This is a genomic window from Vreelandella andesensis, from assembly GCF_003989795.1.
Lineage (GTDB): Bacteria > Pseudomonadota > Gammaproteobacteria > Pseudomonadales > Halomonadaceae > Vreelandella > Vreelandella andesensis.
This window is the reverse complement of record NZ_RZHG01000022.1, coordinates 79,647-103,868: the sequence shown is the minus strand read 5'-3', so window position 1 is coordinate 103,868 and position 24,222 is coordinate 79,647. Positions and strand designations below refer to the sequence as shown.

Below are 24,222 nucleotides of genomic sequence, written 5' to 3'. Positions count from 1 at the left end.
GTGCAGCTAAGTTAGGTGCATGCTGAGCACAGTTGGTTAGCAAGTCGAACGTTGTCAGCAGTATCGAAACGCAAAGCGTTTAGTCTGGTGAAAGTTTCTTGTTCTACCCACTGTAATTCGGGTATTACCCGGCTCTACATCAAGCTACATCGAGGATTTCGATCATGGCAACTGGTACCGTTAAGTGGTTTAACGACACTAAAGGTTTTGGCTTCATTTCTCCTGACGATAATGGCGACGACCTGTTCGCACATTTCTCTGAAATTCAAGCTGACGGTTTCAAAACTCTGCAAGACGGCCAGAAGGTTTCCTTCGACGTCACTCAGGGTAAAAAAGGCCTTCAGGCTTCTAACATTAAAGTTCTTTAATTAGAATTTATAATGTTCGCTGTTAGCGTGTAACGCTGATATGCATAAAAACCCCGCGAAAGCGGGGTTTTTTGTTTCTATCCTTTCCATCCTTTCAGTACCCTGTTCACGCCTCACGCCTCACGCCTCACGCCTCACGCCTCACGCCTCACGCCTCACGCCTCATATTCTTTTTTGATCTTACTGTGTTTCTAAAAATAACTTTTTAGAATATCAGTAGGGCGGCACAATACTCCTACATTTTTTGTTAGGGACGCAAAGTATGTTGCTGGATGCTTGGATAGCCGTGGGGGTGGTGCTCACTATTTTCCCTTTGATGACACTGTCTCGATTAGGGCCGGATATTATTCTGCTCGGTGCCGTCGTGGTGTTAATGACCTTGGGTATCATTGACCCACAACAGGCACTAGGCGGCTTTTCTAACAGTGGTTTGTTTACCGTAGCGTTCATGTACGTGTTGGTTGCCAGTATTCGTGAAACTGGCGGTATTGACCTGATTATTCGCTATGTACTGGGTCGCCCTAACAGTGAACGTGGTGCGCTTGTTCGGCTTCTGCTACCTGTGGCCTCGTTGAGTGGTTTTCTTAATAACACCCCCGTTGTCGCTACCTACATCCCGGCTGTCATGAGCTGGAGCCGACGGTTAAGGCTTTCTCCCCAGCGGCTTTTAATGCCGCTCAGCTTTGCTTCTATCTTAGGTGGCACCATTACGCTATTTGGCACGAGTACGAACTTGGTCGTTCATGGGCTGTTGGTAGAACGCCATCCCGCGTTGGCAATGGGCTTATTTGATTTGGCATGGGTGGGCATTCCTGTCGCTCTGGCGGGCCTTGCTTATCTTATCTTTTTGGGGCCACGTTTATTACCTTCACGAGAGGGGATGTCAAAAGCGTTTGCGAACCCTCGCGAGTTCACCATTGAAATGGAAGTTGATCCTGTGGGCGTGCTGGTTGACCGTACGGTGGAAGAGGCTGGGCTGCGCCATCTTCAAGAGCTGTTCTTAGTTGAAATTGAGCGCGCTGGCAACGTAGTCAGTGTGGTGGGGCCAGGCGAGCAGTTAAAAGCGGGTGACCGGCTCGTCTTTGTGGGCACCTCGGACGCCGCTGTTGAGTTACAGCAGATACGTGGGCTTATCCCTTCTCGTGATGAGGCCTCAAGTTTGGAAAAAGAGTTTAAAGAGCGTCGCTTGGTTGAAGCGGTGGTGTCGAACCAGTGCCAGTTCATTGGGCAACGTATTCGTGATGGGCGTTTTAGAACATTGTATGGCGCGGTTGTATTAGCAATCTGTCGTGGCGGCGAACGAGTGACGGGAAACTTGGGCCAAGTGCGTTTGCAGCCTGCTGATGTGCTGCTGTTAGAAGCACGCCCGCCTTTCATTGAGCGCCACCGCCAGTCGAAAGACTTTCTTTTGATCAGCGAGCTGAACGGTTCCGCGCGGCCCGTGCATGAAAAAGCACCGCTCGCCTGGGCGATTTTGTTGGGGGCCGTGCTGCTGGCGGCGTTAGGCGTATTAAGCATGCTAAATGCCGCCATGTTGGGTGCAGCGCTGGCGTTGTTGTCCGGTTGTTGTTCCGTGGGGGCTGCTAAACGTGGCCTGGATACACAGGTACTTCTGACCATTGCGGCATCGTTCGGGGTGGGGGCTGCGCTGCAGACGTCCGGCGCGGCGGATTTCCTAGCGGGTAGTGTATTGTCGTTGGTGGCGGGTAACCCGATGCTACTTTTAATTACTACGTATTGCGTCGTGGCCATGTTGACCGAGCTAGTGACCAATAATGCCGCTGCGGTGATCATTTTTCCGGTGGTCATGGCGGCGGCGGAAAGTCTGGGCGTTAATCCGATGCCCTACGTGGTGGCGGTAATGTTTGCTGCCTCGGCTAGTTTTTTAACGCCGATTGGTTATCAAACGAATCTCATGGTGCATGGCCCAGGCGGCTATCGGGTCAGCGATTTCTTGCGCGTTGGTGGCGGCCTAAACCTATTGACGGGGGCCATTGCTTTAACGCTTATTCCACTAGTTTGGCCGTTTTAAGCAGGTAAATGACTCGCCCAACGCGCTACTTTGCGCTAGGGTGGCGCTTTTAACGTCAGCAAGGAACGAGCTCATGACAGCCCCAGGCGAACTGATTATTGAACCGAAAAATGGTCAACCTGCCGACGCGTGCGTGTTTATTATTCACGGGTTGGGTGCCGATGGGCACGATTTCGAGCCGCTAGTACCAGCCCTTAACCTACCGGACTCCGCACATGTACGTTTCATTATGCCCCATGCGCCGCGTTTACCGGTCACGATTAATGGCGGCATGGTAATGCCCGCGTGGTATGACATTCTCGCTATGGATTTAGGGCGTCGGGTGGATGAAGCTCAGCTGAAAACATCTGCCGAACGCATCCAGGCATTAATTGAAGAGCAGATCGATCAAGGGATCGATAGCCAGCGGATTATCGTTGCTGGGTTTTCCCAGGGTGGTGCAGTTGCCTATCAGGCGGCGCTCTCATTCCCTCAGCCTCTTGGTGGGCTGTTGGCTATGTCGACCTATTTTGCGACAGCCGATAGCATCGATTTAGCTGAATCCAATCGCGATATAGCGATAGAAGCACACCACGGCAATTTTGACCCCATCGTTCCTGAAACCCTGGGGCGAAGTGGTGTCGATCGTCTAAAAGAAATGGGCTACAAGGTTAATTATCGCCAGTACCCTATGGCGCATGCGCTTTGCCCTCAGCAGGTTAACGATATTGGCAAGTGGCTAAGCGAGCGTTTAGCTTAGCCGAGCATCCAAACCCGCAGCCGATGCAAGGAATCAGCGAAGGCTTATGATAGCGTCAATTGACTATGTAGAAGTCGGTGTAGCGTTCTGTCTAGTAGCCGCAGCGCTTGCCTGTTTGTTTGATCGCCACTTAAAACGGGCGAGTAGTCTGTTTTTGCTATTTGCGTTATTGATGAGTCTTTCGTGGTGGCTGTTTGATGCACCTGGGTTGGCGTTGGCAGAGCTTGTACTCGGGTTGACGCTGACGGGGGGCAGCTTTTTTTATGCACTGAATGCATTCCCTGCCACTGCTGAAAAGGTGCCCCATTATGACCGCTCCCTCCATCGTTGGTCTCATAAAGTGGTACGCGCAGTGTTGGCGCTGGCCTGGAGTGTGATGATAGGTGGCGCCATTTGGTTTTTATTGCCTGACATGGCTTACTCACCGACAGAGCATCCGCTAATTATCGCTGCCGTTGTTATTGTAGCCACAGCAATGGGGGCATTTGCGCTACACAGACATATGCTGCGCCGCTTAATGGCCTTCAATGTTTTGGGGTCTGGTGTGTTTCTTTTGCTAGCGGGAATGGCGGGCACCATGCCTGGATCACAGGCATTGATCAGCGTGGGGTTGACCATTGCTTGGCTGGGTACTTTGTTAGGCGTGCTGCTCATTCGGCAACTGGTTTCGTTAGAAGGTCTGCTCGCACTAGAAAGTGACAGTGACGCTACGGGGCATGCGCAATGATATGGCGCTTTGGCTTGTACGAAAGCACGTTTGAACCGCAGTGGTATAGCCACTGGGCGCTGCTGGCAATCTTAGTGTTACCGATATTTATAGGCCTGTTAGGCGCATTTTTTACCCCGCGCCGCCTATTCCCCGTTGCGCTTGCGTGCCTGCCAATTTTGCTGGCTGGAGCACTATTGATTGTCGACTACCTGCAAGTGGGGTTACTGCGTTGGCAATGGGATATTGCAGGCGTTGAGCTGTCGCTGCGCTTTAACGGCCTGAGCGGTTTAATGTTAATGATCACTCAGTGGGTGGGGACGGCGGCTGCCATGTACACGCCGGGACATTTGCAACTGACCAACCCCGGTAAACACGCGCGATGGCTGTGGCCGTTGATGGGTGTGCTGATTAGTGCGCTGTCGCTTATTTGGCTAGCGGTGGATCTATTAACCCTTTACGCCGCGTTAGAGCTAATGGGGCTAGCTGCCGTGGGTATGTTACTGCTTTCAGGTAAGCCAGATGCGCTAAAAGCGGGTATGCGGTATTTGCTGTTAGCGTTGGTTGGCTCTCTTGCCTACCTGCTTGGTGTGGCTTTGCTGCTTGGGTATTGGGGGGAACTTGACCTCAAATCTTTGGTTGAGGTTGTTGAGCCTAGCCCGGTGTCCTGGGTGGCGGCTGCCCTGATAGGTGCGGGATTGGCGCTGAAAGCGGCACTTTTTCCGCTTCACGGGTGGCTAACGCCTGTGCATGAAAATGCCTGGACACCGGTGAGTGCACTACATGCGGCGTTAGTGATTAAAGCCTCGCTGTTTATGCTGATCATGCTGTGGGGCATTTTGCTTCCCGATGCGTTGTTTGCTCCGCGCTTGGTGGCATGGCTGGGCATGCTAGCGATCGTTTGGGGCGGGCTAATTGCGTGGCGTGCCGAATCGCTTAAAACCTTGGTGGCGTCTTCTACGGTAGGTCAGCTGGGTTACTTAATGGTGGCTTTTCCCCTGTTGCTGGGGTCTGCTGTTTCGCCGCTCCCCGGCGCGCTGGCTTGGGAAGGTTTTTGGCTACAGTTAATGGGCCACTCGTTGGCAAAAGCGGCTATGTTTATGGCCGTTGGCAATCTAATTATTGCCACTGGTGAAAGCTCAATTAAGGGGCTGGCGGGGACTAGCCGCCGGTTACCGCTATCACTGCTTATTTTTGGTATTGCATCCGTTACGCTGATGGGGCTACCGCCTAGTGCAGGGTTCACAGCAAAGTGGCTGCTACTCCAGGCGATGGTGATGACGCAGCAATGGGTAGCTGTTGCTGCGCTATTAATAGGTACGCTGCTGACGGCTGCCTATGTGTTTCGTGTTTTTCGCTACTCCTTCGATGAAACGGCGCCTCGACATCAGTACCAACCATTAGCGCCCGGCATGGATCTTATTGCGCTTTGTTTGGCGTTAGCGGCCTTTGCACTCGGCTTATTGGCTCACCTACCACTGGCGCTATTGCAGGGAGGTGGCGCATGAATGCAGCTTGGCTACCGCTAACAACGTTAGCAGTTTCCCTTGTTGCCGCGGGGGTTATTTTTCTTCTACCTGAAGACGCGCGGCGGCTACGTACCAGCATTAACCTGCTTGCCGCGGTTAGTAAAATTATCCTGGTCACCTTGATGGTTGGTCGGGTCTCTCAGGGCTTTGAAGACACCTTTAGTTTCCAGATAGTGGGCGGCGTTGAGTTTGTATTAAGAGCTGATGCGTTAGGGGTGATGTTTGCGGGGCTCTCTTCATTACTGTGGCTGTGTACGACCATCTACGCGATCGGCTATTTAGAAGGGGCGGCGAACCGCAAACGCTTTTTTGGCTTTTTCAGTCTGTGTGTCGCGAGTACCTTGGGTATCGCGTTAGCCGGTAATCTATTTACGTTTCTGATTTTCTACGAAATGTTGACCCTTTCTACCTACCCGCTGGTTGTCCACTCAGGCACCGCCAAGGCGCTAGCAGCAGGACGAGTCTATCTGCGTTATACCTTAACAGGTGGGGTGGTGCTACTACTCGGTGTGGTATTGCTCTACAGCTTAACGGGCGACCACTCGTTCGCTTCTGAGCGGGGGTTATCGCCTTATCTCAATGATCATCGTGGCTTGTTGACACTGATATTTGCCTTGTTGGTGGGTGGTTTAGCGGTTAAAGCTGCCATGGTGCCGTTGCACGGTTGGCTGCCAAGAGCAATGGTAGCGCCTGCGCCGGTTAGTGCGCTGTTGCATGCGGTTGCGGTTGTAAAAGCAGGTGCCTTTGGCATCCTTCGGGTGATTTATGATCTTTATGGCATTGAGCTTAGCGTAGCGCTTGGTGTCACCACCGTGCTAGCTATTGCGGCGTCAATCACGATTATTTACGGCTCGCTGCGCGCGATTGCCCAACAAGAACTAAAGCCCCGATTGGCGTTTTCCACTATTAGCCAAGTTTCCTACGTCATACTGGGCGTTAGTCTGTTTGGCCCCTTCGGTACGATTGGTGCGCTTGCGCATCTACTGCATCAAGGCTTGATGAAGGTCACGCTGTTTTTTTGTGCAGGTAACTACGCTGAAGAGCTAGGTATCCATCGTATTGATGAAATGGACGGTGCCGGGAAACGTATGCCACTTACCAGCTTGGCATTCACCGTGGGGGCACTTGGGATGATTGGTCTGCCGCCTATCGCTGGCTTTATCACTAAGTGGTACTTGGGTGTTGGTGCTATTCAGGCACAGAGGTATTGGGTGGTTGCCGTATTAGTGGCAAGCAGTACCTTGAATGCGATTTACTTTCTGCCCGTCTTGCATCGCCTTTGGTTCCGCGAGGGCCCGGCCCATGGGAAAGGCGAGTGGCCTAATGAACAGTGTCTTGGGCGCATGGAAACCCACGGCTGGTTATTATGGCCTGCGGTGTTCACAGCGGTGGTGAGTCTTGGGGCAGGGCTGCTGGCAGGGTTGCCATTTAGTCCGTTGGACTGGGCGACCCGTGTGGCGGTAGGGGAGTATCTGCCATGATCACGCTACTTTTGCTGGCGGCGTTGCTTTGGCCCCTGTGTGTTGCGGGCAGCACGGTGTGGCAGGCATATCGAACGCCTGCTGCTAGCCGTGATTATTTTCCGTTGCTCTGGATTAGTGCTTCTTGGCCCGCGTTACTGCTGGCCTTTAGTGGCGAGGTCCAATGGACAATCGATGCCTGGATGCTAGGCGGTTATTGGGAGTTAAATACCTTGAGCCGGCCGTGGCTCGCCTTTACTGCTCTGTTATGGAGTTTGGCGGCAGCTCATGCTCGGGGTTATTTTTCCGCAGAGCAACGAAAAGCCCAGGCGGGCGATCAGGGTGCCCAGCGTCGATGTCAGCGGTTAGCGCTACTGTGGCCACTCACGCTGTTAGGCAATGTGTTGCTGATTATTGCGCAAGATATCGCGAGTTTTTATCTGGGCTTTGCATTGATGACGTTTGCTGCCTATGCCCTGGTTTTGCATAGCGGTAGTAACGAGGCGCGGCTAGGCGCAAGGGCATACTTAGCCCTGGCTGTTATTGGTGAGGGGCTTATTCTTGGTGGCCTTCTTTGGGTAGCCGGCAGCGCAGAGACCCTGACGCTCAAGGGGGTGCGAGAAGGCATTGTTGCTGCTGATGACGGTGCCCTGATGGCGCTTTTGTTATGGCTTGGTTTTGGGGTGAAAGCAGGCGTTATTGGTCTTCATGTGTGGTTGCCGTTGGCTCATCCGGTGGCGCCTGCGCCCGCCAGTGCCGTGCTGAGTGGCGCGATGATTAAAGCAGGGCTGTTAGGTTGGATCAACGTATTACCGCTGGGCGTTGATGGGTTGTCGCCCGCGCTCATTCAACTGGGCAACATTATGTTAGTGGCCGGGTTAGCAGCCGCGTTTGGTGCAGCGCTGTATGGCGTTTGGCAGCGTCACCCAAAAGCGGTACTGGCGTACTCCAGTATCAGTCAAATGGGGATGCTCACGGCGATGGTGGCCATGGGACTAGCCGCCCCAGACGTGTGGTCGCTGATATTGCCCGGTGTGGTGTTATTTGCCGCTCACCATGCGCTGGCAAAAGGGGCGCTATTTCTGGGCACCAGCATTAGCGAGCATATGCCTCGTTGGCCCCAGCCGTTGCTGTTTGCGCTAATTGCTTTACCAGGCGTGTCGCTGACGGGTGCGCTGGCGGCGGGGATGCTGAGTAAATGGAGCGTTAAGAGTGCGCTTTATGAAATGCATCACGAAGGGTTAATTATGCTATTGACCTGGGCGGCTATTGGCACCTCTGCGTTGGTCAGCGTTTGCGTGTGGCGTCAGTGGCAACAACGGCATTCAGGGGGCAGTGATGCTTTTCAGTGGGGCGCCTGGCTGACTGCCTTAATTGCTGCTCTGGTGACGCCAATATGGCTTCCGCTACCCGTGGGCAGCGTCGAGGTGCCGCCAGCCTCTGAATGGTTAAGTCTGAGCTGGCCTTTCCCCGTTGGGGTCATGGTCGTTGTCGTTGGGGTTCTGATCGGCGCTGGCTGGCGTCGTCACGCTGTTGTTCAAACGCTGCCTGCGGGCGATTTATGGTGGCTGTATAGTGATCTTACTTTGAGAGGGCTGCGCGCCTTAAGGGTTATCGCCCGTGCCTGTGAAAAAGTGAAAATGGCGAGCGTTACGTTCTCGCTAGCCCTTGAGCGAACGTTAATGGGGCACTTGAAAAGAGGGTTATTCGCAGAAGCATGGATGCGTCATCATGGTAGCGGTTTGATGATGGCGTTCGCTGTCATACTGGCGCTTTTGCTAATGTGGGAGGGACTGCGATGAGCCACAAAGAGAGAGTGGATACTCACCGGCGTGGCAGGAAAGCGATAGTGCCCGACGATATCCCTCGTGAAGGGTGGCACGATATTAGTTGGCGTGTATTGCATGCAGCCCGACGTGATCGCATTACCATGTTTGCGGCGGGCGTCGCTTTTTATGCGTTGCTGGCGCTTTTTCCTACGATAGCAGCCGTTATTTCCCTTTGGGGGTTGCTGTTTGACCCTGTTGAGGCAGGTCGACAGCTTTATGAAATTAGCCGCTTTATGCCACCGGATGCAGCGAATTTAATTGATCAACAGGCTCAAAAAGTCGTGGAAAGCACGGAAGCTGGCAATGTGATGACGGCGCTAGCAGGACTGTTGATTGCGATGTTTGTTGCGTCGAAAAGTGTTTCCGTGCTGGTTGTTGGCTTAAACGTCGTGTACGGCGAACATGAAAAGCGTTCGCTATTGTTGCGGGGAGTGGTGTTGGTGTCGTTGACCTTTGGTATGATCACAATGACGCTTGTGTCACTGGGTTTTATTGCCATAGTCCCGGTATTAGTTGATACGCTGACAATTGAGCCACCGGTAGATAGTGTTTTGAAATGGCTGCGCTGGCCGGCACTGTTGGTGCTGATGAGCGCGCTTATTGCTTTGCTATATCGTTACGCTCCCTACCGACGTTCTGCCCAATGGCGCTGGTTAAGTTACGGTACGCTTTTTGCTACCGTGATGTGGTTGCTAGGGTCTGGCGGCTTGTCGCTTTACGTACGCTATTTTTCTACCTTTAGTGAGTTGTATGGCTCTCTTGGAGCTGTTGTGGCACTAATGTTATGGTTTTGGCTATCAGCGTTTGTGGTGCTATTTGGCGCGGAGCTTAACTGTGAAATGGAGCGCCAAACCTGTAACGATACAACGGTTGGCGCGGCGCGCCCTCTTGGCGAACGCGGGGCATTTGCCGCCGATACAATTGGTGTTGAGAACCCTTGGAATAGCGAGAACCTTGATACCTATCACCTTGATACTTATCATCTTGATGCCCAACGTCAATCAGAGGGTAAACAACCGCCTACGTAATGCCGCCCAGTTCAACTGGGCGGTGTTGTGACAAAAAAGAGTCGCGGTGATCGTGTTGGTGGCAGGGCCATTAAGGCTAGTGATTAAGGCTAGTGATTAAGAATAGTGATTGAAAAGCGGGAAAGAATTACAGCAGTTCTTCGGCAGCCAGCGCTAAGCGTGAGCGCTCAACGCTTTTCAGCGTGATATGCCCAGCATGGGGCCAGTCCCTAAACCGTTCTACAACGGCAGCCATGCCACAGGTGTTGGCGGTTAAGTAGGGAGTGTCTATTTGACCAACGTTACCCAAACAAACAATCTTGGTATTTCGACCTGCTCGGGTCACCAACGACTTGAGTTGTTTAGGCGTGAAATTTTGTGCCTCGTCAATAATTAGAAACGTATCGTTCAGCGTGCGCCCGCGCATAAAACTCGGCGAGCGGATTTGCACACGCGAGCCAATCAGCTGACGCGTGGCGCCGTTATCCCAGCTTGATTCTCCCTCTTCGTTACGCAGCAGGTTATCCATATTGTCGTGGAAGGCTCCCATCCAGGGCGACATTTTCTCCTCTTCGGTGCCTGGTAGAAAACCGATATCTTCGCCCATGGGAATAGGTGCGCGGGTAAACACAATGCGTTCAAAAAGCTTGGCGTCCAGTGTTTGCTGAAACGCTGCCGCGAGCGTCATGAAGGTTTTGCCTGTGCCTGCATTCCCCGCAATAGTCACCAGATCAATATCGGGATCCATCAATAGGTTGAGTGTGAAGTTTTGGCGACTGTCATGGGCGTGAACGCCCCATACGCCAGCATGGTGACGGTAGTTGGTGAGTAACTGCAGTCGGGCAGAAGACGGTGAAAGCTCGCGCACAATAGCTTCAAACTCAGCGCCATTTTCGCTATCGGATACCAGCATACCAACATGCCAGTGGCGAGGCATGTTGCCACTTAGCTGATAAAAAGTATGGTGGTCAATACGTTCAACGGTAACCTCGACATTAAGCGCTTCCCACAGTGATGCACCATCCTGCCCCGCTGCGGCGTAAACCTGTGCGCCTTCAATCATTGCATCGTTGTCAGAGAAGGCGCGGTCGTTCAGATAATCTTCTACCGGCACTTTAAGTGCGGCCGCTTTCACCCGCAGGTTGATGTCTTTGGTAATCAGGATGACAGAAGCGTCTGGGCGCTCATCGCGTAGCCGACAGGTTTCCGCCAAAATACGATTATCGGGGCTATCATCAAGGGAATCGAAGGGCTTAAGGTCGTTGTAGCACAAAAAGTGGAGGCGGCCAGATTCACCACTGATGCGGGGAATAGGAATGCCTTTCTGGATCTCGTCGAAGGTGACTTGGTTGGTTAAGTCGGAAAGTGTGCGGCTAACTTGCCTCGCCGTGCGGGCAATCTCACGAATGCCGTTTTTGTGCTTGTCTAGCTCCTCAAGGACTGTCATGGGTATAACCACGTCGTGCTCATCAAAATGGTAGAGCGCGGCGGGGTCATGGATAAGGACATTCGTGTCTAGGACATACAGCCTAGTCGCTTTCTTATCGAGTCGTACCATCGTGGAAATTACTCCTTTGTTGACGGCAACATCGACACTGGCAGATGCACTTTACGCTTAGATGACACTTGCCTGTGTCGGTTCTCTAGCGAGTCCTTTTAACCTCCTCGTGTAGCACTTTTTTACAAAGTTCTTATGGAAGAGTGGAGGGCGTAAGCAATTTTTTCCACTGTTATATTTCAACGTTCTTACAAAGTCTCAACGGGTGGTGCCTAAGAAACGTGACACTTTTGTCAGCAGCGCGGTAGCTACTACTCCCAGGCGTTCACCTTCCACGTAGCGGTAGTAGTGGCTGTCTAGCGCAAGATCATGGTTGAGAGCGCAAAGCTGATGACTTTCTATTGCTTCTTTCACTAGCGGGTAAGGTAGCAATGCCCAACCAGTGCTATTGATCGCGGCATCGCGAATGACCTCGAACATAGTTAGGCCCAGGTAATTGGTTGAAAAAAGCGCATCACTGACTAGCTTATCGCCCTGCTCGTAAGTTAAGCATACCTGGGTGTATTGGGCGAGATCATCGCGGGTAACGCTGGGAAGGCGACTCAGCGGGTGCGACGTTGCAGCCACCAGGCACATGCTAACCGGCGCAAGGTTACTGGCATTAACGACGGCGCCTTCAGCGGTATATAACCCAAAGGCAATATCGACAGTTTGGCGAAGGACAAACTGTGGGTGCTCTTGGGGCGGTAATAAATAGACTGAGATAGCTGTAAGTGGATAGCGCTGTTTTAGGTCGTGCATGACTTGCCGCCAGAACGCTTCAGGCAAGGCATCATCCCTGGCAATGCACAGCTGGCTTTCTACACCTTGCAGGTGCTGTTGGCAGTGTTTTTTGATTCGGCTAGCGCTTGTCAGCAGGCGGTAGCAGTCTGGTAGCACGCTTTCACCGACGGCAGTCAGCTGTAGACTATTGCCTGAACGCTCGAACAGCACGACCCCTAGGCTATCTTCCAAGGCATTGACGGTAGCGCTGAGGGTGCTGCGTTTTATCCCGGTATGCCGAGCGGCGGCGGCAAAGGAGCCATGTTCAGCAACGTCGATAAACGCCTGCACTTGTTCTGCTCGCATGAGTTACTCCATTAAGCGCCAAAAAAATTGGCGCTGAGCGATTGGTGAAGCGTTAGTGTACTCATTAAGATGCGTTGCGTTTAACACACTTTACTGGAGTACTTCGCGTGACCCCCTTTGTCGCCGAGCGCCGCGCGCTCAAATTTTCTGCTGTCTCTGCCAGCCTGTTTGCCTTTACCGGCCTTGCGCTTGGGCTTGCCAGCGGATCCATTACTATTTTATTTGATAGTGGCTATTCGCTATTAAGTTTAGTGCTGGCGTCGCTTTCGTTGTTTGCGTTACAGCAGGCGCGCAAACCGGCAGATGATCACTACCCCTTTGGGCGGCTTACCGTAGAGCCGTTAGCTGTGCTGCTTAAAGGCGTAGTGATAGCGCTGGTGTGCCTGTTTTCGATGGTGTCTGCTGTGTGGAGTCTTGCACAAGGCGGGCGGCTGGTAACGTTGGACCTTGCGTTAATGTTTGGTGTGGCGAATGTAACGGGATGCTTGTTGACGTGGTGGTGGTTGAACCGTTATGCCCGAATTGCCCGTTCATCACTGCTGGCCGCCGAGCTGCGTCAGTGGCAAATGGACACCTGGCTAAGTGCCGCGGTTATGCTGGGCTTTGCGCTTACGTGGGGGGTGACGCTGACTCCTTGGGCCCACCTGGCGCGTTTTGCTGATCCGGTGATGGTGCTGATTATCGCGGGATACTTTCTACCGATGCCTATTCGCATGGTGCGGGGCGCGCTGCGTGAATTGATGTTTGGTGAGCCTTTGGGTAGCGTTCGCCAGGAAATGGTGAAAGAAGTCGCCGATTACGATATTGCCAATGACGACGTGCGGCTAGCGCAGGTCGGTAGTTTTTTAATGGTTGATATTCAGTTGGATAAGCAGCAAATGAATGATGCTGAAGAAATTGTCGAAAGCGTTGAACAGCACTGTAAACGGCGTAATTTGCGGGCTGTCACCAGTATTACGTTAGTGACGTGATTTCTAAAAGTAATCCGCAATTTTAATAACAACGGCCATCGGTTTGTCCTGGCCGTTGCTTTCATTTCGAGACGCCTGTCAGTTGACTTCCTTGAAATAATCACGCTATCTAACTTAGCAGTGAGATGCGTCCTTTCCAGAAGGCCTGACGATGTTAACGTAAGAGAAACCCATGACACCGGCGATTAATAGCGCAAAACACGCAGGTATTGCCTTTCAGCTCCATGAGTATGAACACGATGCTGCTGCGCACTCCTATGGCTTAGAGGCAGCTGAAAAACTGGGTGTTGCTGCCAAGCAAGTGTTTAAAACCTTGGTAGTTACCCTGGATGGTAAGCAGTTGGCAGTCGGCATTGTACCGGTCACTAGCCACTTGGAATTAAAGCAGATTGCGAAAGCGGCAGGGGCGAAAAAAGCCGCCATGGCGGCGCCAGAGGACGTTGAGCGGACAACAGGCTACGTACTTGGCGGCGTTAGCCCGCTAGGCCAGAAAAAACGGCTGCCCACTTATATTGACGATTCGGCGCAGATGCTTTCGACACTGTATGTAAGCGCTGGGCGGCGCGGGCTGGAGATTGAGCTTTCTCCAAGCGACTTAGCCATGTTATGCCAAGGGTGTTTTGCAGCGCTGGCAACCACACTGTCCTAATATAGATGTGGTTTCAGCATCCAGGCATGCTTTAGCGTACGCCAACGCTTGCAGCAAGGCATGGGGGAACGCTTTCTGGTATGGTGCTCCACATTATAGGTTTGCTGGGCAATATGGCCCTTCAGGATAATTTTGTGTCTGACACTTCTTTTGCTTCACTCGCGCTTTCTCCTGCGCTTTTAACTAACTTAGATTCCCTTGGCTACCATGCAATGACGCCTGTGCAGGCGCAAAGCCTGCCACCTATGTTGGCAGGCCGCGATGTTTTGGCCCAGGCCAAAACAGGCTCGGGGAAAACTGCTGCCTTTGGTTTAGCACTGCTCGCAGAGTTGCGCGTAGAAGCGTTTGCCGTTCAAGGCCTTGTGCTGTGCCCGACTCGGGAACTTGCCGACCAGGTGGCTGAAGAGCTGCGCCGTTTAGCGCGGGGATTACCCAACGTTAAAGTGCTTACCCTGTGCGGTGGTGCGCCTTTTGGGCCGCAATTAGGGTCCCTGGAACATGGGGCGCATATTGTCGTGGGTACGCCGGGTCGAATTGATGAGCATTTACGCAAAGGCTCGCTAACGCTGGGTTCGCTCACGACGTTGGTTCTTGATGAAGCGGATCGGATGCTTGATATGGGGTTTCAAGACACCATTGATGCGATCATTGCCGAGACGCCTGCCGACCGCCAAACGCTGCTGTTTAGCGCGACGTTTCCGGATGATCGGTCTTCCGGTGGCCTTGCTACGATGACCCGAGGGGTCATGCGTGAGCCAGTGATGGTCAAAGTGGCCGAGGTTCATGATGCTACGACCATTGATCAACACTTTTTTGAGGTGGCTAACGAAGAGGCCCGTTTTGCGGCGCTTCAGAAGCTGTTACTGGTTTACCGGCCAGCAACTAGCGTGGTGTTCTGCAACACCAAGCGCGAAACCCAGGCAGTGGCTGAGCAATTGGTTGAGGCTGGCTTTAGTGCCGTGGCGCTCAACGGTGATTTAGAGCAGAAAGATCGCGATCGTCGCTTGATCCTGTTTGCTAACCAAAGCGCGTCTATTTTGGTGGCGACGGATGTTGCCGCTCGCGGTTTGGATATTGCTCAATTGGATGCAGTGTTTAACTACCAAATTGCCCGTGAGCTTGATGTTCACGTGCATCGGGTGGGGCGTACTGGGCGCGCCGGGGCTAGCGGTATTGCCTGTACGTTGGTAACGCCTAAAGAGCATTACCGACTAGAACGGTTGGAAGGCTTGTTGGAACAACCAATTACCACCGAACCCTTGCCGAAATCCCAACATTCAGTGCCGTTTGAGCCGCCCATGGCAACGCTACAGCTGGCGGGCGGTAAAAAAGACAAGCTGCGCCCGGGTGATATTTTAGGGGCGCTGACCAGCGAAGGTGGCCTGCGAGGTGACCAGGTAGGCAAAATTAAAGTGCTGGCCCGCAGTGCTTATGTGGCGGTAGAGCATAGCGCCGTTCAAAAAGCCCAGGCTAAACTTGAACGTGACAAACTTAAAGGACGCGCTTTTCGCGTTCGCCGCATTCGTTATTGATCTCGTAATAAAGAGGAGCCGACGCAGCTAACCATGAAAATCCCTAAGCGATTACAGCCCTTGGTCGATGATGGAATGATTGATGAAGTGCTGGTGCAGTTAATGAGTGGTAAAGAGGCGCAGGTGTATGTTGTGCGCTGCGGTGAAGACGTGCGTTGCGCTAAAGTCTTTAAAGAGGCTAAACAGCGTAGCTTCAAACAGGCGGTGCAATACCAGGAGGGGCGAAAGGAACGCAACAGTCGCCGTTCGCGCGCTATGGCGAAAAAGACCCGCTACGGTCAGAAAGAACAGGAACAGGCATGGCTGAATGCCGAAGTCGATGCGCTCTATCGTCTTGCTGCCGCTGATGTACGTGTGCCTGAGCCCCATGGTTTCGTTGATGGCGTGCTGCTGATGGAAATGATCAGCGATGCTGAAGGGAATGTCGCACCGCGTCTGGATGAAGTGACCCTAACCCAGGAGCAAGCGCTGCGCTATCACGCCAAGGTCATTCAGGACGTGGTACGTATGCTGTGCGCAGGCCTGATCCACGGCGACTTATCGGAATTCAATGTGTTGGTTGATGCTGAAGGGCCGGTGATTATCGATTTGCCCCAGGCGGTGGATGCGGCAGGGAATAACAGTGCAGAGGCGATGCTAGAACGCGACGTCGATAATATGCGTGCCTACTTTGGTCGTTTCGCGCCAGAGCTTCTGACGACCCATTACGGTAAAGAAATGTGGGCCTTGTACGAAGCAGGTAAGTTACACCCCGATAGCAAGCTGACGGGTCATTTTGAACTTGATAGCCATATTGCCAACGTCGGTGAACTGATGGAAGTGATCGACGATGCCAAAGAGGAAGAGGCTGACCGTCAGGCGCGCATGCGCGGCGATGATGATGACGATGGTGAGATTCCCCAGCCGTATTAAATCGTCTCGTATCCATCATCACTGCGTTTAGGCGAAGCATACCTGCTAGCGTTATTAAAACGGTGGCAGGTGTGATGGCCTTCCTCATGTAAGGACCTTCCATGTTGTCTCGTCTGCTAGCACCGCTGTTCCGCTACTTTGAAACGCGGGTGAATCCCTATCCTGAAGGAGAGGTTGTCACGCCACCGAAAGGCCTGCTGCCATTTATCTGGCATTTTTCGCGGCCGGTATGGCCGTGGCTTTTGCTGATGTCGGTAGTGACTGCCTTAGTTTCCGCGGCGGAGGTGGTGTTTTTTAGCTACATGGGCGACTTAGTTGACTGGTTGGGCTATGTAGAACGGGCGGACTTCTGGTCGAATCACGGTCTTTGGCTTTCGGGTGTTGGTTTGGTGGTGATTATCGGCTTGCCACTCCTGGTGCTTGTGCAATCACTGGTGACCCACCAAAGTATCTTCGGGAACTATCCGATGATTGGCCGCTGGTTATCGCACCGTCATATGCTCAGCCAGAGCTTGGCCTTTTATCAGGATGAGTTTGCGGGGCGGGTGTCGCAAAAAGTCATGCAAACGGCGCTGGCCATTCGTGAAACCGTCACCAAAGTGATGGACTTAATGGTTTACGCCATTGTGTACTTCACCGGTGCAGCCATTTTGCTAGGGCGTGCAGACCCGTGGCTGTTGCTGCCTTTGGGGATTTGGTTGGTCGGCTATTTAAGCATTATGCGCTTTTTTGTTCCGCGCCTGCGCGATGTTTCGATGGCTCAAGCCGATGCTCGTGCCCAGATGACGGGGCGCGTGGTTGATAGCTACAGCAACATCCAGACCATCAAGCTGTTCGCCGATACCCAGCGCGAACAGAGCTATGCCAAAGATGCCATGCAAGGGTTTATGGGCACCGTGCATCGGCAAATGCGCTTGGTCACCATCATGAGTGTCTGTCTCACCTTGCTCAATACGTTGCTGTTGGTGGGAACGGCGGGCATGGCGATCAGTGCCTGGTATTTTGACGCTATTTCCCTGGGCGTTTTAGCGATAGCGATTGCCCTGGTCATGCGTATCCGTTTCATGTCGGACTGGATTTTATGGGAAGTGGCCGGCCTGTTTGAAAACATTGGCACGGTGCAGGATGGCATGAATACCATCGCCCAGGAGCCAACGATCAAAGATGCGCCCAATGCCAAGGCGCTTACAGTGCCCAATGGTGAGATTGTGTTTGATGCGCTGCGCTTTCAGTACGCCCAGGCCAAGGGGGAAAGTAAAAACGTTTTCGACGGGCTGAGCCTGACGATTAAGCCCGGTGAGAAAATTGGCCTGATTGGCCGTTCCGGGGCGGGGAAGTCGACACTGGCAAACCTGCTACTGCGGTTTTACGACTTACAGGGCGGTCGAATTCTGATCGACGGACAGAATATCGCCGACGTCACCCAAACCTCATTGCGCCACCGGATTGGCATGGTGACCCAGGATACCTCGCTGCTGCACCGTTCGCTGCGGGACAATATCCGTTATGGTAGCCCTCATGCCAGCGATGACGATGTGTGGCAAGCGGTCAGCCGCGCCCACGCCGATACCTTTATCAACGAGCTGGTCGACCCCAAAGGGCGGCGCGGTTTAGATGCCCACGTAGGCGAGCGTGGCGTAAAACTTTCCGGTGGTCAGCGTCAGCGCATTGCTATCGCCCGCGTGCTGCTTAAAAATGCCCCGATTCTGGTGCTTGATGAAGCCACCTCGGCACTGGATTCTGAAGTGGAAGCCGCCATTCAAGAGCAGCTCGATGCGCTGATGGAAGGAAAAACGGTGATTGCGATTGCCCACCGGCTGTCTACCATTGCCATGCTCGATCGATTGATTGTCGTGGATGAAGGTCGCATGGTGGAAAGTGGCACGCATCAGCAACTGCTGGCTCATAATGGCATTTATGCAAGCTTGTGGCAGCGCCAGTCTGGGGGCTTTTTGGGGCACGACCTTGATCCCGATAATAATGCCCCCACTTCTAATTAGACCAGTCGTTTACTAGGTTTTTTATACCAGGCGTTTTTAACGACATACGTCTAACAGGAGGTAGCGATGCAAGCTATTCAGCTTCGAGAGCCCGGCGGTTTAGATAAACTGGACGTGGTTGAATTAACAGCGCCAAGTGAGCCTGGCAGCGGTGAAATTAAAGTACGTCTACATGCTAGTTCGCTTAACTTCCACGATTATGCTGTGGTAGTAGGTATGATCCCCACTGTGGATGGTCGTATCCCCATGTCGGATGGTGCCGGCGTGGTTGAAGCGGTTGGGGAAGGCGTTAGCGAATTCGCCGTGGGTGATGCGGTTGTGTCGACGTTTTTCCCCAATTGGCTGGAAGGGCCAGCGAGAGTAGGCGACTTCACCACTACGCCAGGGGATGGTGTCGACGGCTATGCTCGCGAGCAAGTCGTTGCGCCCGCTACCTCATTTACCCATCAGCCTAAAGGGTATAGCCATGCGGAGTCTGCGACGTTGACCACCGCTGGTTTAACCGCTTGGCGGGCACTTGTGGTAGATGGCGGACTAAAAGCAGGAGATACCGTGCTGGTGTTGGGCACCGGCGGTGTCTCCATTTTCGCGCTACAGTTTGCCAAGATGATGGGCGCACGGGTAATCGCCACGTCGTCTTCAAATGACAAGCTGACCCGCCTGCGCGAACTCGGCGCTGAGCACACTATTAATTATAAGGAAACGCCTGACTGGGGTAAGGCTGTTAAGGCATTAACCAACGGCGAAGGCGTGGATCATGTGGTTGAAGTAGGTGGCCCTGGTACGCTACCGCAATCGATTGATGCGATAAAAATTGGCGGGCATATATCGCTGATAGGCGTTCTAACTGGCCGAGAAGGCGAAATACCAACGGCCAAGCTGATGGCGAAACAGGCCAAGTTGCAAGGCCTTATTGTGGGTAGCCGCCGTCATCAAATCGAGATGATTCGTGCCATCGAAGCCACTAACCTAAAGCCCGTTATTGACCGTGAGTTTTCGCTGAACGACATTGCTGATGCTTTTCGTCACCAGGAATCGGGCAAACACTTCGGCAAGATTTGTCTGACTTTCTAGCGCTGATTGAATACGTAATGTTGCTTTCAGCAAATTAGGTGAATTAAAGCGGTCATTTGCGTAAAATGGCCGCTTTTATTTATTAGGGGTACTCATGCAGCACATTGCTCATCTTGTTCATAGTACGTTGCCATCACCATTACCTCTTGACGGTATGCGGGTTCTCGAACGCGAGGCCGCGCGCGCCATTGTCACTCGTGATGACAGCATTCTATTGCTATATACCGAGCGCTACGACGACTTCAGTTTCCCCGGTGGCGGTATAGACCCAGGAGAAAGCCCTGAAGTCGGTTTACACCGTGAGCTTTACGAAGAAACGGGGGCGCAACACATTAGTGTCACGGCTCACTTCGGTTATGTTACCGAGTACACGCCGACCTGGAAAAAGCAGTGGGATGTCATGTTTCAAACATCACACTGGTTTACCTGCCAAATCGGCAGCACGTTGGGAGAAGCAAAACTGGAAGATTATGAGGCCGCTAACGGAATGTCAGCAAAATGGGTGTCGCTAGAGGATGCGATTAAGCACAACCGTGATGTTATGTCGCGCCAGCCTGCCAGCATGGGGTTGTCTATCCACCGCGAGACGCTGGTGTTAGAACGTGTTGCTTTTGCTTTGGCTGGTTGATTTATCAAGCGTCGTCGATTTGACGGCTGTACACAACGCCTTTTACTTCAAGTTCCCAAATGTCGTCATAGGTAACTGCCACCCCATCGATATCGCCTGAGTCTCCCGTGCTGTTTTTAATCTGTGCTTCAGGGATAACTTTTAACCCCGTTAAGCCCACGTGTTGGATCCGTCCGCTGAATCGATTTCCCTCGTGGTCGATAAGCACCCGCTCGCCTGCAATGCACTTTGCAAGCTTCTCATGCAGTTCTGCCATTGTAACGTTAACTACACTCATTATCGCCTCCTGCGCTTTGCTCTCATGTTAGTTAGCCAATGTATAACGACTTTATTTTAGACGATAAGTTCGGCTAACTCCTCACTGACAATATGAGGCATGCTAACCTTAATCCACTTATTTATGTTCGAGGCAGCATATGGCGCAGCGCTCAACGAAGTCTGCCTTTTCGCCATGGGAAGTCGTGGCACTTGAGTTATTTAAAACACCAGAGCAAACCCAAGCTAGCCAGTGGCGGCGTAGTTGGCGGACGGCGACTACATGGATCGTCGGTAAAGAGGCCTCTGAACGACAAGCAAAGCAAGAAAGCGAGTTGCGTAAACTGCCCGAAGTCGCGCTTTCACATTGGGTACCTCCCATTGATTGGGCGCCAGCGTCTCATGCCTTTGGTAAAGTAACGGAAGACAATACGGATGCACCGCTCGTGCTGTTTATCTCTCCACCTCATGGTGGCCATGGGGCAGTGGTTAGTCGCTGGGCGCAGCAGCAAGGCGTTAATTGCATACCGCCACCAACGCTTAAAGAGCTTACGGAGGGTTGCCTAGAATGGGTAGAACACTGTAGCCATCAGCGTCAATGGGCAATCCCTACCTTGGAAAGGCATTTTTTACGTCACACGCAAGGTTTGCAAGGCGTACGCGAATTGTTGGAGCGAGCCTTAAGTGGCCGGCTAGGACAGGGTGTGATTGGTTGTGATAGCTGGACGTATGCTTATCTTCAGCATGCGGTGGGCCTAGAGGGTGTCCCGGTCGTTACCTTACAGGCGCTAGAGGGAGAACAGCTTGCGTACTATTTTGCTCAGTTGGCGGATAGTAGCGTCTATCCTACGGTGTACAGTTCTCGAACGGGGCAGTCAATTCTTGCTGACGCTAGTAACGACACTGCTGATAGTGAGCGCTCTTATAAAGAGCTGCAGCGTCTAGCAGCTCACTGCCGAGGGCATTTAGGTATTGCGTGGCACTACTGGCGAGAGCGGCTGCGTGAGCCGGCTGACAATGGCGATAAAGGCCGTCCGCGCCAGCGGTCTCAAGAGAAGTCTCAAGGAAAATCTCAAGGAAAATCTCAAGGAAAATCTCAAGGAAAATCTCAAGGAAAATCAAAAGAGCTATGGCTACTAGACGCCTTGGCAGAAGCAGAACTGGCTTTAGATACGGGGGATGTGCCAACGCTGTTACTGCATGCGCTGCTAATTCATGGGGGGCTAGAGGATCAAGCGTTACAGTATGTACTGCCATTTTCAAATCATGAAGCGCTAAACGCACGGTTAGCACTCGCTCGTCAGGGAATTCTTAATTGCCACCAAGGGCGCTGGCAAGTCGACCCATTAAGCTACTCGGGCGTGCGGCAACTGCTGGAATCGCGACGCTACCTGGTTGACCCGCTTTAGGAGATTATATGGACGATCAAAAGCAGTATGCCAGGCTGTTTAATGAGTTTGATAGTCAAACACTGGTGATATTAGGGGTCATTCTAGCCAGTACGGTGCTGTTGATTATTGCTAGCCAGCGAGGATTGAGCTGGTTGGCTAATCGCTTACATGGTCAAGTGCGTTTTAGAGTGTTTGCGCTGGTGCCCTTAACACGGTTACTGATTTTAATTACCGCGCTGGCGATTGCTGTACCTATCGTTATTGAGCCTTCACTGCGTAATATGGTGACGCTGCTAGGTGCCCTTGGCCTAGCGATAGGCTTTGCCCTAAAAGATTACGTCAGCAGCCTGATTGCAGGGGTAGTATCCGCTGTTGAGCTGCCCTATCGGCCTGGAGATTGGGTTAAAATTGAGGATACTTACGGTGAAGTTAAGCACGTTGGGATGCGCACCGTAGAAATCTTAACCCCCGATGATGATTTGGTAGCGGTACCGCATCTTAAACTCTGGGATTCAGCCATTTATAACGCTAACAATGGCGGCACTAGCCTTCAGTGCGTGGCAAGTTTTTACCTTCATCCTGAGCACGAGGCTGGCTGGGTGCGCACAGCGCTTCGAGACGTCGCGTTAACGAGTGCTTACCTTAAGTTTGATAAGCCGATTATTGTCGTGGCAGAGGAGAAACCCTGGGGCACGCATTACCGTATTCGCGCTTTTCCGGTAGATCCACGGCAGCAGTTTTTGTTTATCACTGATTTGACCGTGCGCGGTAAACAGGTGCTAAGTGCAGCGGGCGTTACCCCCGCGTTGCTACCGCCTGATGCAGCCTTGGATTCACGCGAGGCTGCCCATCAGTGACCCTATAAGGCCGTCGGCAGAGATGCCGACGACCACAAGGCGTATGCGCTAACCGAATGACGGTTTAAGACGTTTCTTCTGGTAGCTCGGCACTGTGGAAAACATTTTGAACATCGTCGAGCTCTTCAAGCATGCCCAGCAGTTTCTCAAACATCACCACATCGTCGCCTTCGATGGGGGTAGGGGTTTGAGGTAAGAACTGTATTTCATCAACGTCGAAATCGATCTCACCGAAAGTATCGATCAGCGCTTGTTTGGCTTTTGCGTAATCGGTGTGCGGAGCAAAGACCGTAATGCGCTCCTCCTCCTGTTCAATGTCAGTAACGTCAACATCGGCTTCCATGAGTGCTTCCAACACGGCTTCTTCATCGCTACCCGCAAACGAGAAAATCGCGCAGTGATCAAACATGTGACTAACGGTACCGGGGGTGCCAATTTTGCTTTTGGTTTTAGTAAAGCAGCCACGCACATCGCCAAAGGTGCGGTTGGGGTTATCGGTTAAGCAATCGACGATCACCATGACGTTACCCGGGCCAAAGCCTTCATAGCGTGCTGGCGAAAAGTCTTCGCCGCCTGCGCCGCTCGCTTTATCCAAGGCTTTGTCAATAACGTGAGACGGCACTTGGTCCTTCTTAGCCCGTTCCATCAAACCGCGTAGCGCAAGATTGCCGTTCGGGTCGGTGCCGCCCGCTTTGGCGCAAACGTAGATTTCACGCCCATACTTGCTGTAAACCTTGGTTTTCGCAGCGGCCGTTTTGGCCATGGATTCCTTACGGTTTTGAAACGCCCTACCCATATTGAAGTCCTTTATTAGCCATGAACCGCCTGCAGGGCAGGCGTCATCGTTTTCAAAAAGGGGAAAATTTTACCCAACAGCGTACCATGCTAACAGCGTTATTTAAGGGGATAGATTTATTCACGAGATACCTGCGTTGCTGGCGTATACTCATTTAATTTAATATTGCCGCTTTTCAAGGAGAGAGGAATGCCGCTGTCACTTTGGCTATCGCTGGCTGCTATTTGTGCCATGGGGGCAATGTCACCAGGCCCTAGCCTGGCACTGGTACTGCGCCATACGCTAGGGGGTGGTCGCTTGCCCGGCATGACGGCTGCGGTTTTTCATGCGCTGGGCGTTGGGGTTTATGCGTTGCTCACCGTATGGGGCTTAGCTGCGCTCATAGTGCGCTATCCAGCGTTATTTCAACTAGTGACATGGTGTGGCGCGGCCTATTTAGCGTGGTTAGGAATAAAGGCACTACGAGCGGGCAGAAGCGGTGCGCTATCTCCCGGTGCGGCAGTGACGACGCCACGCCAAGCCGCCAAAGAAGCAGTGTTGGTGGCGCTAGGCAATCCCAAGTTGATCATCTTTTTTGTAGCTCTATTAAGTCAGTTCGTAACGCCCGAGATGAGTCTACTTGCTAAAGCCATTATCGTCGCCACGGCGATTATTATTGATGGAGGATGGTACGTTTTAGTGGCGGTAGGGCTTTCGCATTCTCGCGTATTGCCCTGGCTTCAGCACCATGCCCATTGGATTAACCGAATCACTGGTGTACTGCTTATTGCACTGGCGCTGCGCGTTGTGATTGGCCCTATTAGTTGATAAGCCGTACTGGCGTAACGGCTGGTGCCGTGGCATGGTAAAGCCTATGCTGTT

At 52.7% G+C, this 24,222-nt stretch carries 22 protein-coding genes; 18 read left to right on the top strand and 4 right to left on the bottom strand.

The window, feature by feature from the left end; all coding sequences use genetic code 11:
• Positions 1-164 precede the first annotated feature (164 nt).
• The 8 genes from ELY33_RS13175 (at position 165) to ELY33_RS13140 (ending at position 9,691) form a co-directional block, all read left to right on the top strand.
• Positions 165-368, top strand: a complete 204-nt coding sequence (locus ELY33_RS13175; RefSeq protein ID WP_009101184.1) for a cold-shock protein — start codon at positions 165-167, stop codon at positions 366-368.
• Between the two features lie 262 nt (positions 369-630).
• Positions 631-2,400: an SLC13 family permease gene (locus ELY33_RS13170; RefSeq protein ID WP_126948373.1), complete on the top strand. Its 1,770-nt coding sequence runs from the start codon at positions 631-633 to the stop codon at positions 2,398-2,400.
• A gap of 73 nt (positions 2,401-2,473) precedes the next feature.
• On the top strand, positions 2,474-3,139 hold the full coding sequence (locus ELY33_RS13165) for an alpha/beta hydrolase (RefSeq protein WP_126948372.1): 666 nt from the start codon (positions 2,474-2,476) through the stop codon (positions 3,137-3,139).
• Between the two features lie 46 nt (positions 3,140-3,185).
• On the top strand, positions 3,186-3,866 hold the full coding sequence (locus tag ELY33_RS13160) for a hydrogenase subunit MbhD domain-containing protein (protein ID WP_126948371.1): 681 nt from the start codon (positions 3,186-3,188) through the stop codon (positions 3,864-3,866).
• Positions 3,863-5,353 carry a complex I subunit 5 family protein gene (locus ELY33_RS13155; RefSeq protein WP_126948370.1) on the top strand — a complete coding sequence of 497 codons (1,491 nt, stop codon included), beginning with the start codon at positions 3,863-3,865 and terminating at the stop codon, positions 5,351-5,353. Before ELY33_RS13160 ends, ELY33_RS13155 begins: the two co-directional genes overlap by 4 nt.
• The gene (locus ELY33_RS13150) at positions 5,350-6,855 is read left to right on the top strand and encodes a complex I subunit 5 family protein (RefSeq protein WP_126948369.1); all 1,506 of its coding nucleotides are present in this window, start codon (positions 5,350-5,352) and stop codon (positions 6,853-6,855) included. Before ELY33_RS13155 ends, ELY33_RS13150 begins: the two co-directional genes overlap by 4 nt.
• Complete coding sequence (locus ELY33_RS13145) at positions 6,852-8,636, top strand: proton-conducting transporter transmembrane domain-containing protein (RefSeq protein WP_126948368.1); 1,785 nt, start codon at positions 6,852-6,854, stop codon at positions 8,634-8,636. Before ELY33_RS13150 ends, ELY33_RS13145 begins: the two co-directional genes overlap by 4 nt.
• Positions 8,633-9,691, top strand: a complete 1,059-nt coding sequence (locus ELY33_RS13140) for a YihY/virulence factor BrkB family protein (protein ID WP_244208609.1) — start codon at positions 8,633-8,635, stop codon at positions 9,689-9,691. The genes ELY33_RS13145 and ELY33_RS13140 overlap by 4 nt, the downstream gene beginning before the upstream one ends.
• A gap of 127 nt (positions 9,692-9,818) precedes the next feature.
• Here ELY33_RS13140 and ELY33_RS13135 read toward each other — a convergent pair whose 3' ends face one another.
• Entirely contained in the window at positions 9,819-11,228 is a 1,410-nt protein-coding gene (locus ELY33_RS13135) for a PhoH family protein (RefSeq protein WP_126948367.1), read from the bottom strand.
• 198 nt (positions 11,229-11,426) lie between these two features.
• Positions 11,427-12,296, bottom strand: a complete 870-nt coding sequence (locus tag ELY33_RS13130; protein ID WP_126948366.1) for a LysR family transcriptional regulator — start codon at positions 12,294-12,296, stop codon at positions 11,427-11,429.
• 107 nt (positions 12,297-12,403) lie between these two features.
• Here ELY33_RS13130 and ELY33_RS13125 point away from each other — a divergent pair, with 107 nt between their 5' ends.
• The 7 genes from ELY33_RS13125 (at position 12,404) to ELY33_RS13095 (ending at position 20,062) form a co-directional block, all read left to right on the top strand.
• On the top strand, positions 12,404-13,267 hold the full coding sequence (locus ELY33_RS13125) for a cation diffusion facilitator family transporter (RefSeq protein WP_126948365.1): 864 nt from the start codon (positions 12,404-12,406) through the stop codon (positions 13,265-13,267).
• 172 nt (positions 13,268-13,439) lie between these two features.
• Complete coding sequence (gene ybaK / locus ELY33_RS13120; protein WP_126948364.1) at positions 13,440-13,916, top strand: Cys-tRNA(Pro) deacylase; 477 nt, start codon at positions 13,440-13,442, stop codon at positions 13,914-13,916.
• A 134-nt stretch (positions 13,917-14,050) separates the two neighbouring features.
• Positions 14,051-15,448 carry an ATP-dependent RNA helicase DbpA gene (dbpA, locus tag ELY33_RS13115; RefSeq protein ID WP_126948363.1) on the top strand — a complete coding sequence of 466 codons (1,398 nt, stop codon included), beginning with the start codon at positions 14,051-14,053 and terminating at the stop codon, positions 15,446-15,448.
• 33 nt (positions 15,449-15,481) lie between these two features.
• Positions 15,482-16,360: a PA4780 family RIO1-like protein kinase gene (locus ELY33_RS13110; protein WP_126948362.1), complete on the top strand. Its 879-nt coding sequence runs from the start codon at positions 15,482-15,484 to the stop codon at positions 16,358-16,360.
• 101 nt (positions 16,361-16,461) lie between these two features.
• On the top strand, positions 16,462-18,360 hold the full coding sequence (locus tag ELY33_RS13105; RefSeq protein ID WP_126948361.1) for an ABC transporter ATP-binding protein: 1,899 nt from the start codon (positions 16,462-16,464) through the stop codon (positions 18,358-18,360).
• A 66-nt stretch (positions 18,361-18,426) separates the two neighbouring features.
• Positions 18,427-19,434, top strand: coding sequence for a zinc-dependent alcohol dehydrogenase family protein (locus ELY33_RS13100; protein ID WP_126948360.1), 1,008 nt, complete (start codon positions 18,427-18,429; stop codon positions 19,432-19,434).
• 94 nt (positions 19,435-19,528) lie between these two features.
• Positions 19,529-20,062, top strand: coding sequence for an NUDIX domain-containing protein (locus tag ELY33_RS13095; protein ID WP_126948359.1), 534 nt, complete (start codon positions 19,529-19,531; stop codon positions 20,060-20,062).
• Positions 20,063-20,066: 4 nt separating this feature from the next.
• On the opposite strand, the gene ELY33_RS13090 is transcribed toward ELY33_RS13095, so the two are convergent.
• Positions 20,067-20,339 carry a hypothetical protein gene (locus tag ELY33_RS13090; RefSeq protein ID WP_126948358.1) on the bottom strand — a complete coding sequence of 91 codons (273 nt, stop codon included), beginning with the start codon at positions 20,337-20,339 and terminating at the stop codon, positions 20,067-20,069.
• 139 nt (positions 20,340-20,478) lie between these two features.
• On the opposite strand from ELY33_RS13090, the gene ELY33_RS13085 reads away from it, so the two are divergent.
• Together ELY33_RS13085 and ELY33_RS13080 are read left to right on the top strand one after the other, a co-directional pair.
• Entirely contained in the window at positions 20,479-21,726 is a 1,248-nt protein-coding gene (locus ELY33_RS13085) for a hypothetical protein (RefSeq protein WP_126948357.1), read from the top strand.
• Positions 21,727-21,734: 8 nt separating this feature from the next.
• Positions 21,735-22,565, top strand: a complete 831-nt coding sequence (locus tag ELY33_RS13080) for a mechanosensitive ion channel family protein (protein WP_126948356.1) — start codon at positions 21,735-21,737, stop codon at positions 22,563-22,565.
• A 64-nt stretch (positions 22,566-22,629) separates the two neighbouring features.
• Here the strand turns inward: ELY33_RS13080 and ELY33_RS13075 are convergent, their stop codons facing one another.
• Positions 22,630-23,361 carry a YebC/PmpR family DNA-binding transcriptional regulator gene (locus ELY33_RS13075; RefSeq protein WP_126948355.1) on the bottom strand — a complete coding sequence of 244 codons (732 nt, stop codon included), beginning with the start codon at positions 23,359-23,361 and terminating at the stop codon, positions 22,630-22,632.
• Positions 23,362-23,550: 189 nt separating this feature from the next.
• Here ELY33_RS13075 and ELY33_RS13070 point away from each other — a divergent pair, with 189 nt between their 5' ends.
• Positions 23,551-24,168, top strand: a complete 618-nt coding sequence (locus tag ELY33_RS13070) for a LysE family translocator (protein ID WP_126948354.1) — start codon at positions 23,551-23,553, stop codon at positions 24,166-24,168.
• Positions 24,169-24,222: the final 54 nt, after the last annotated feature.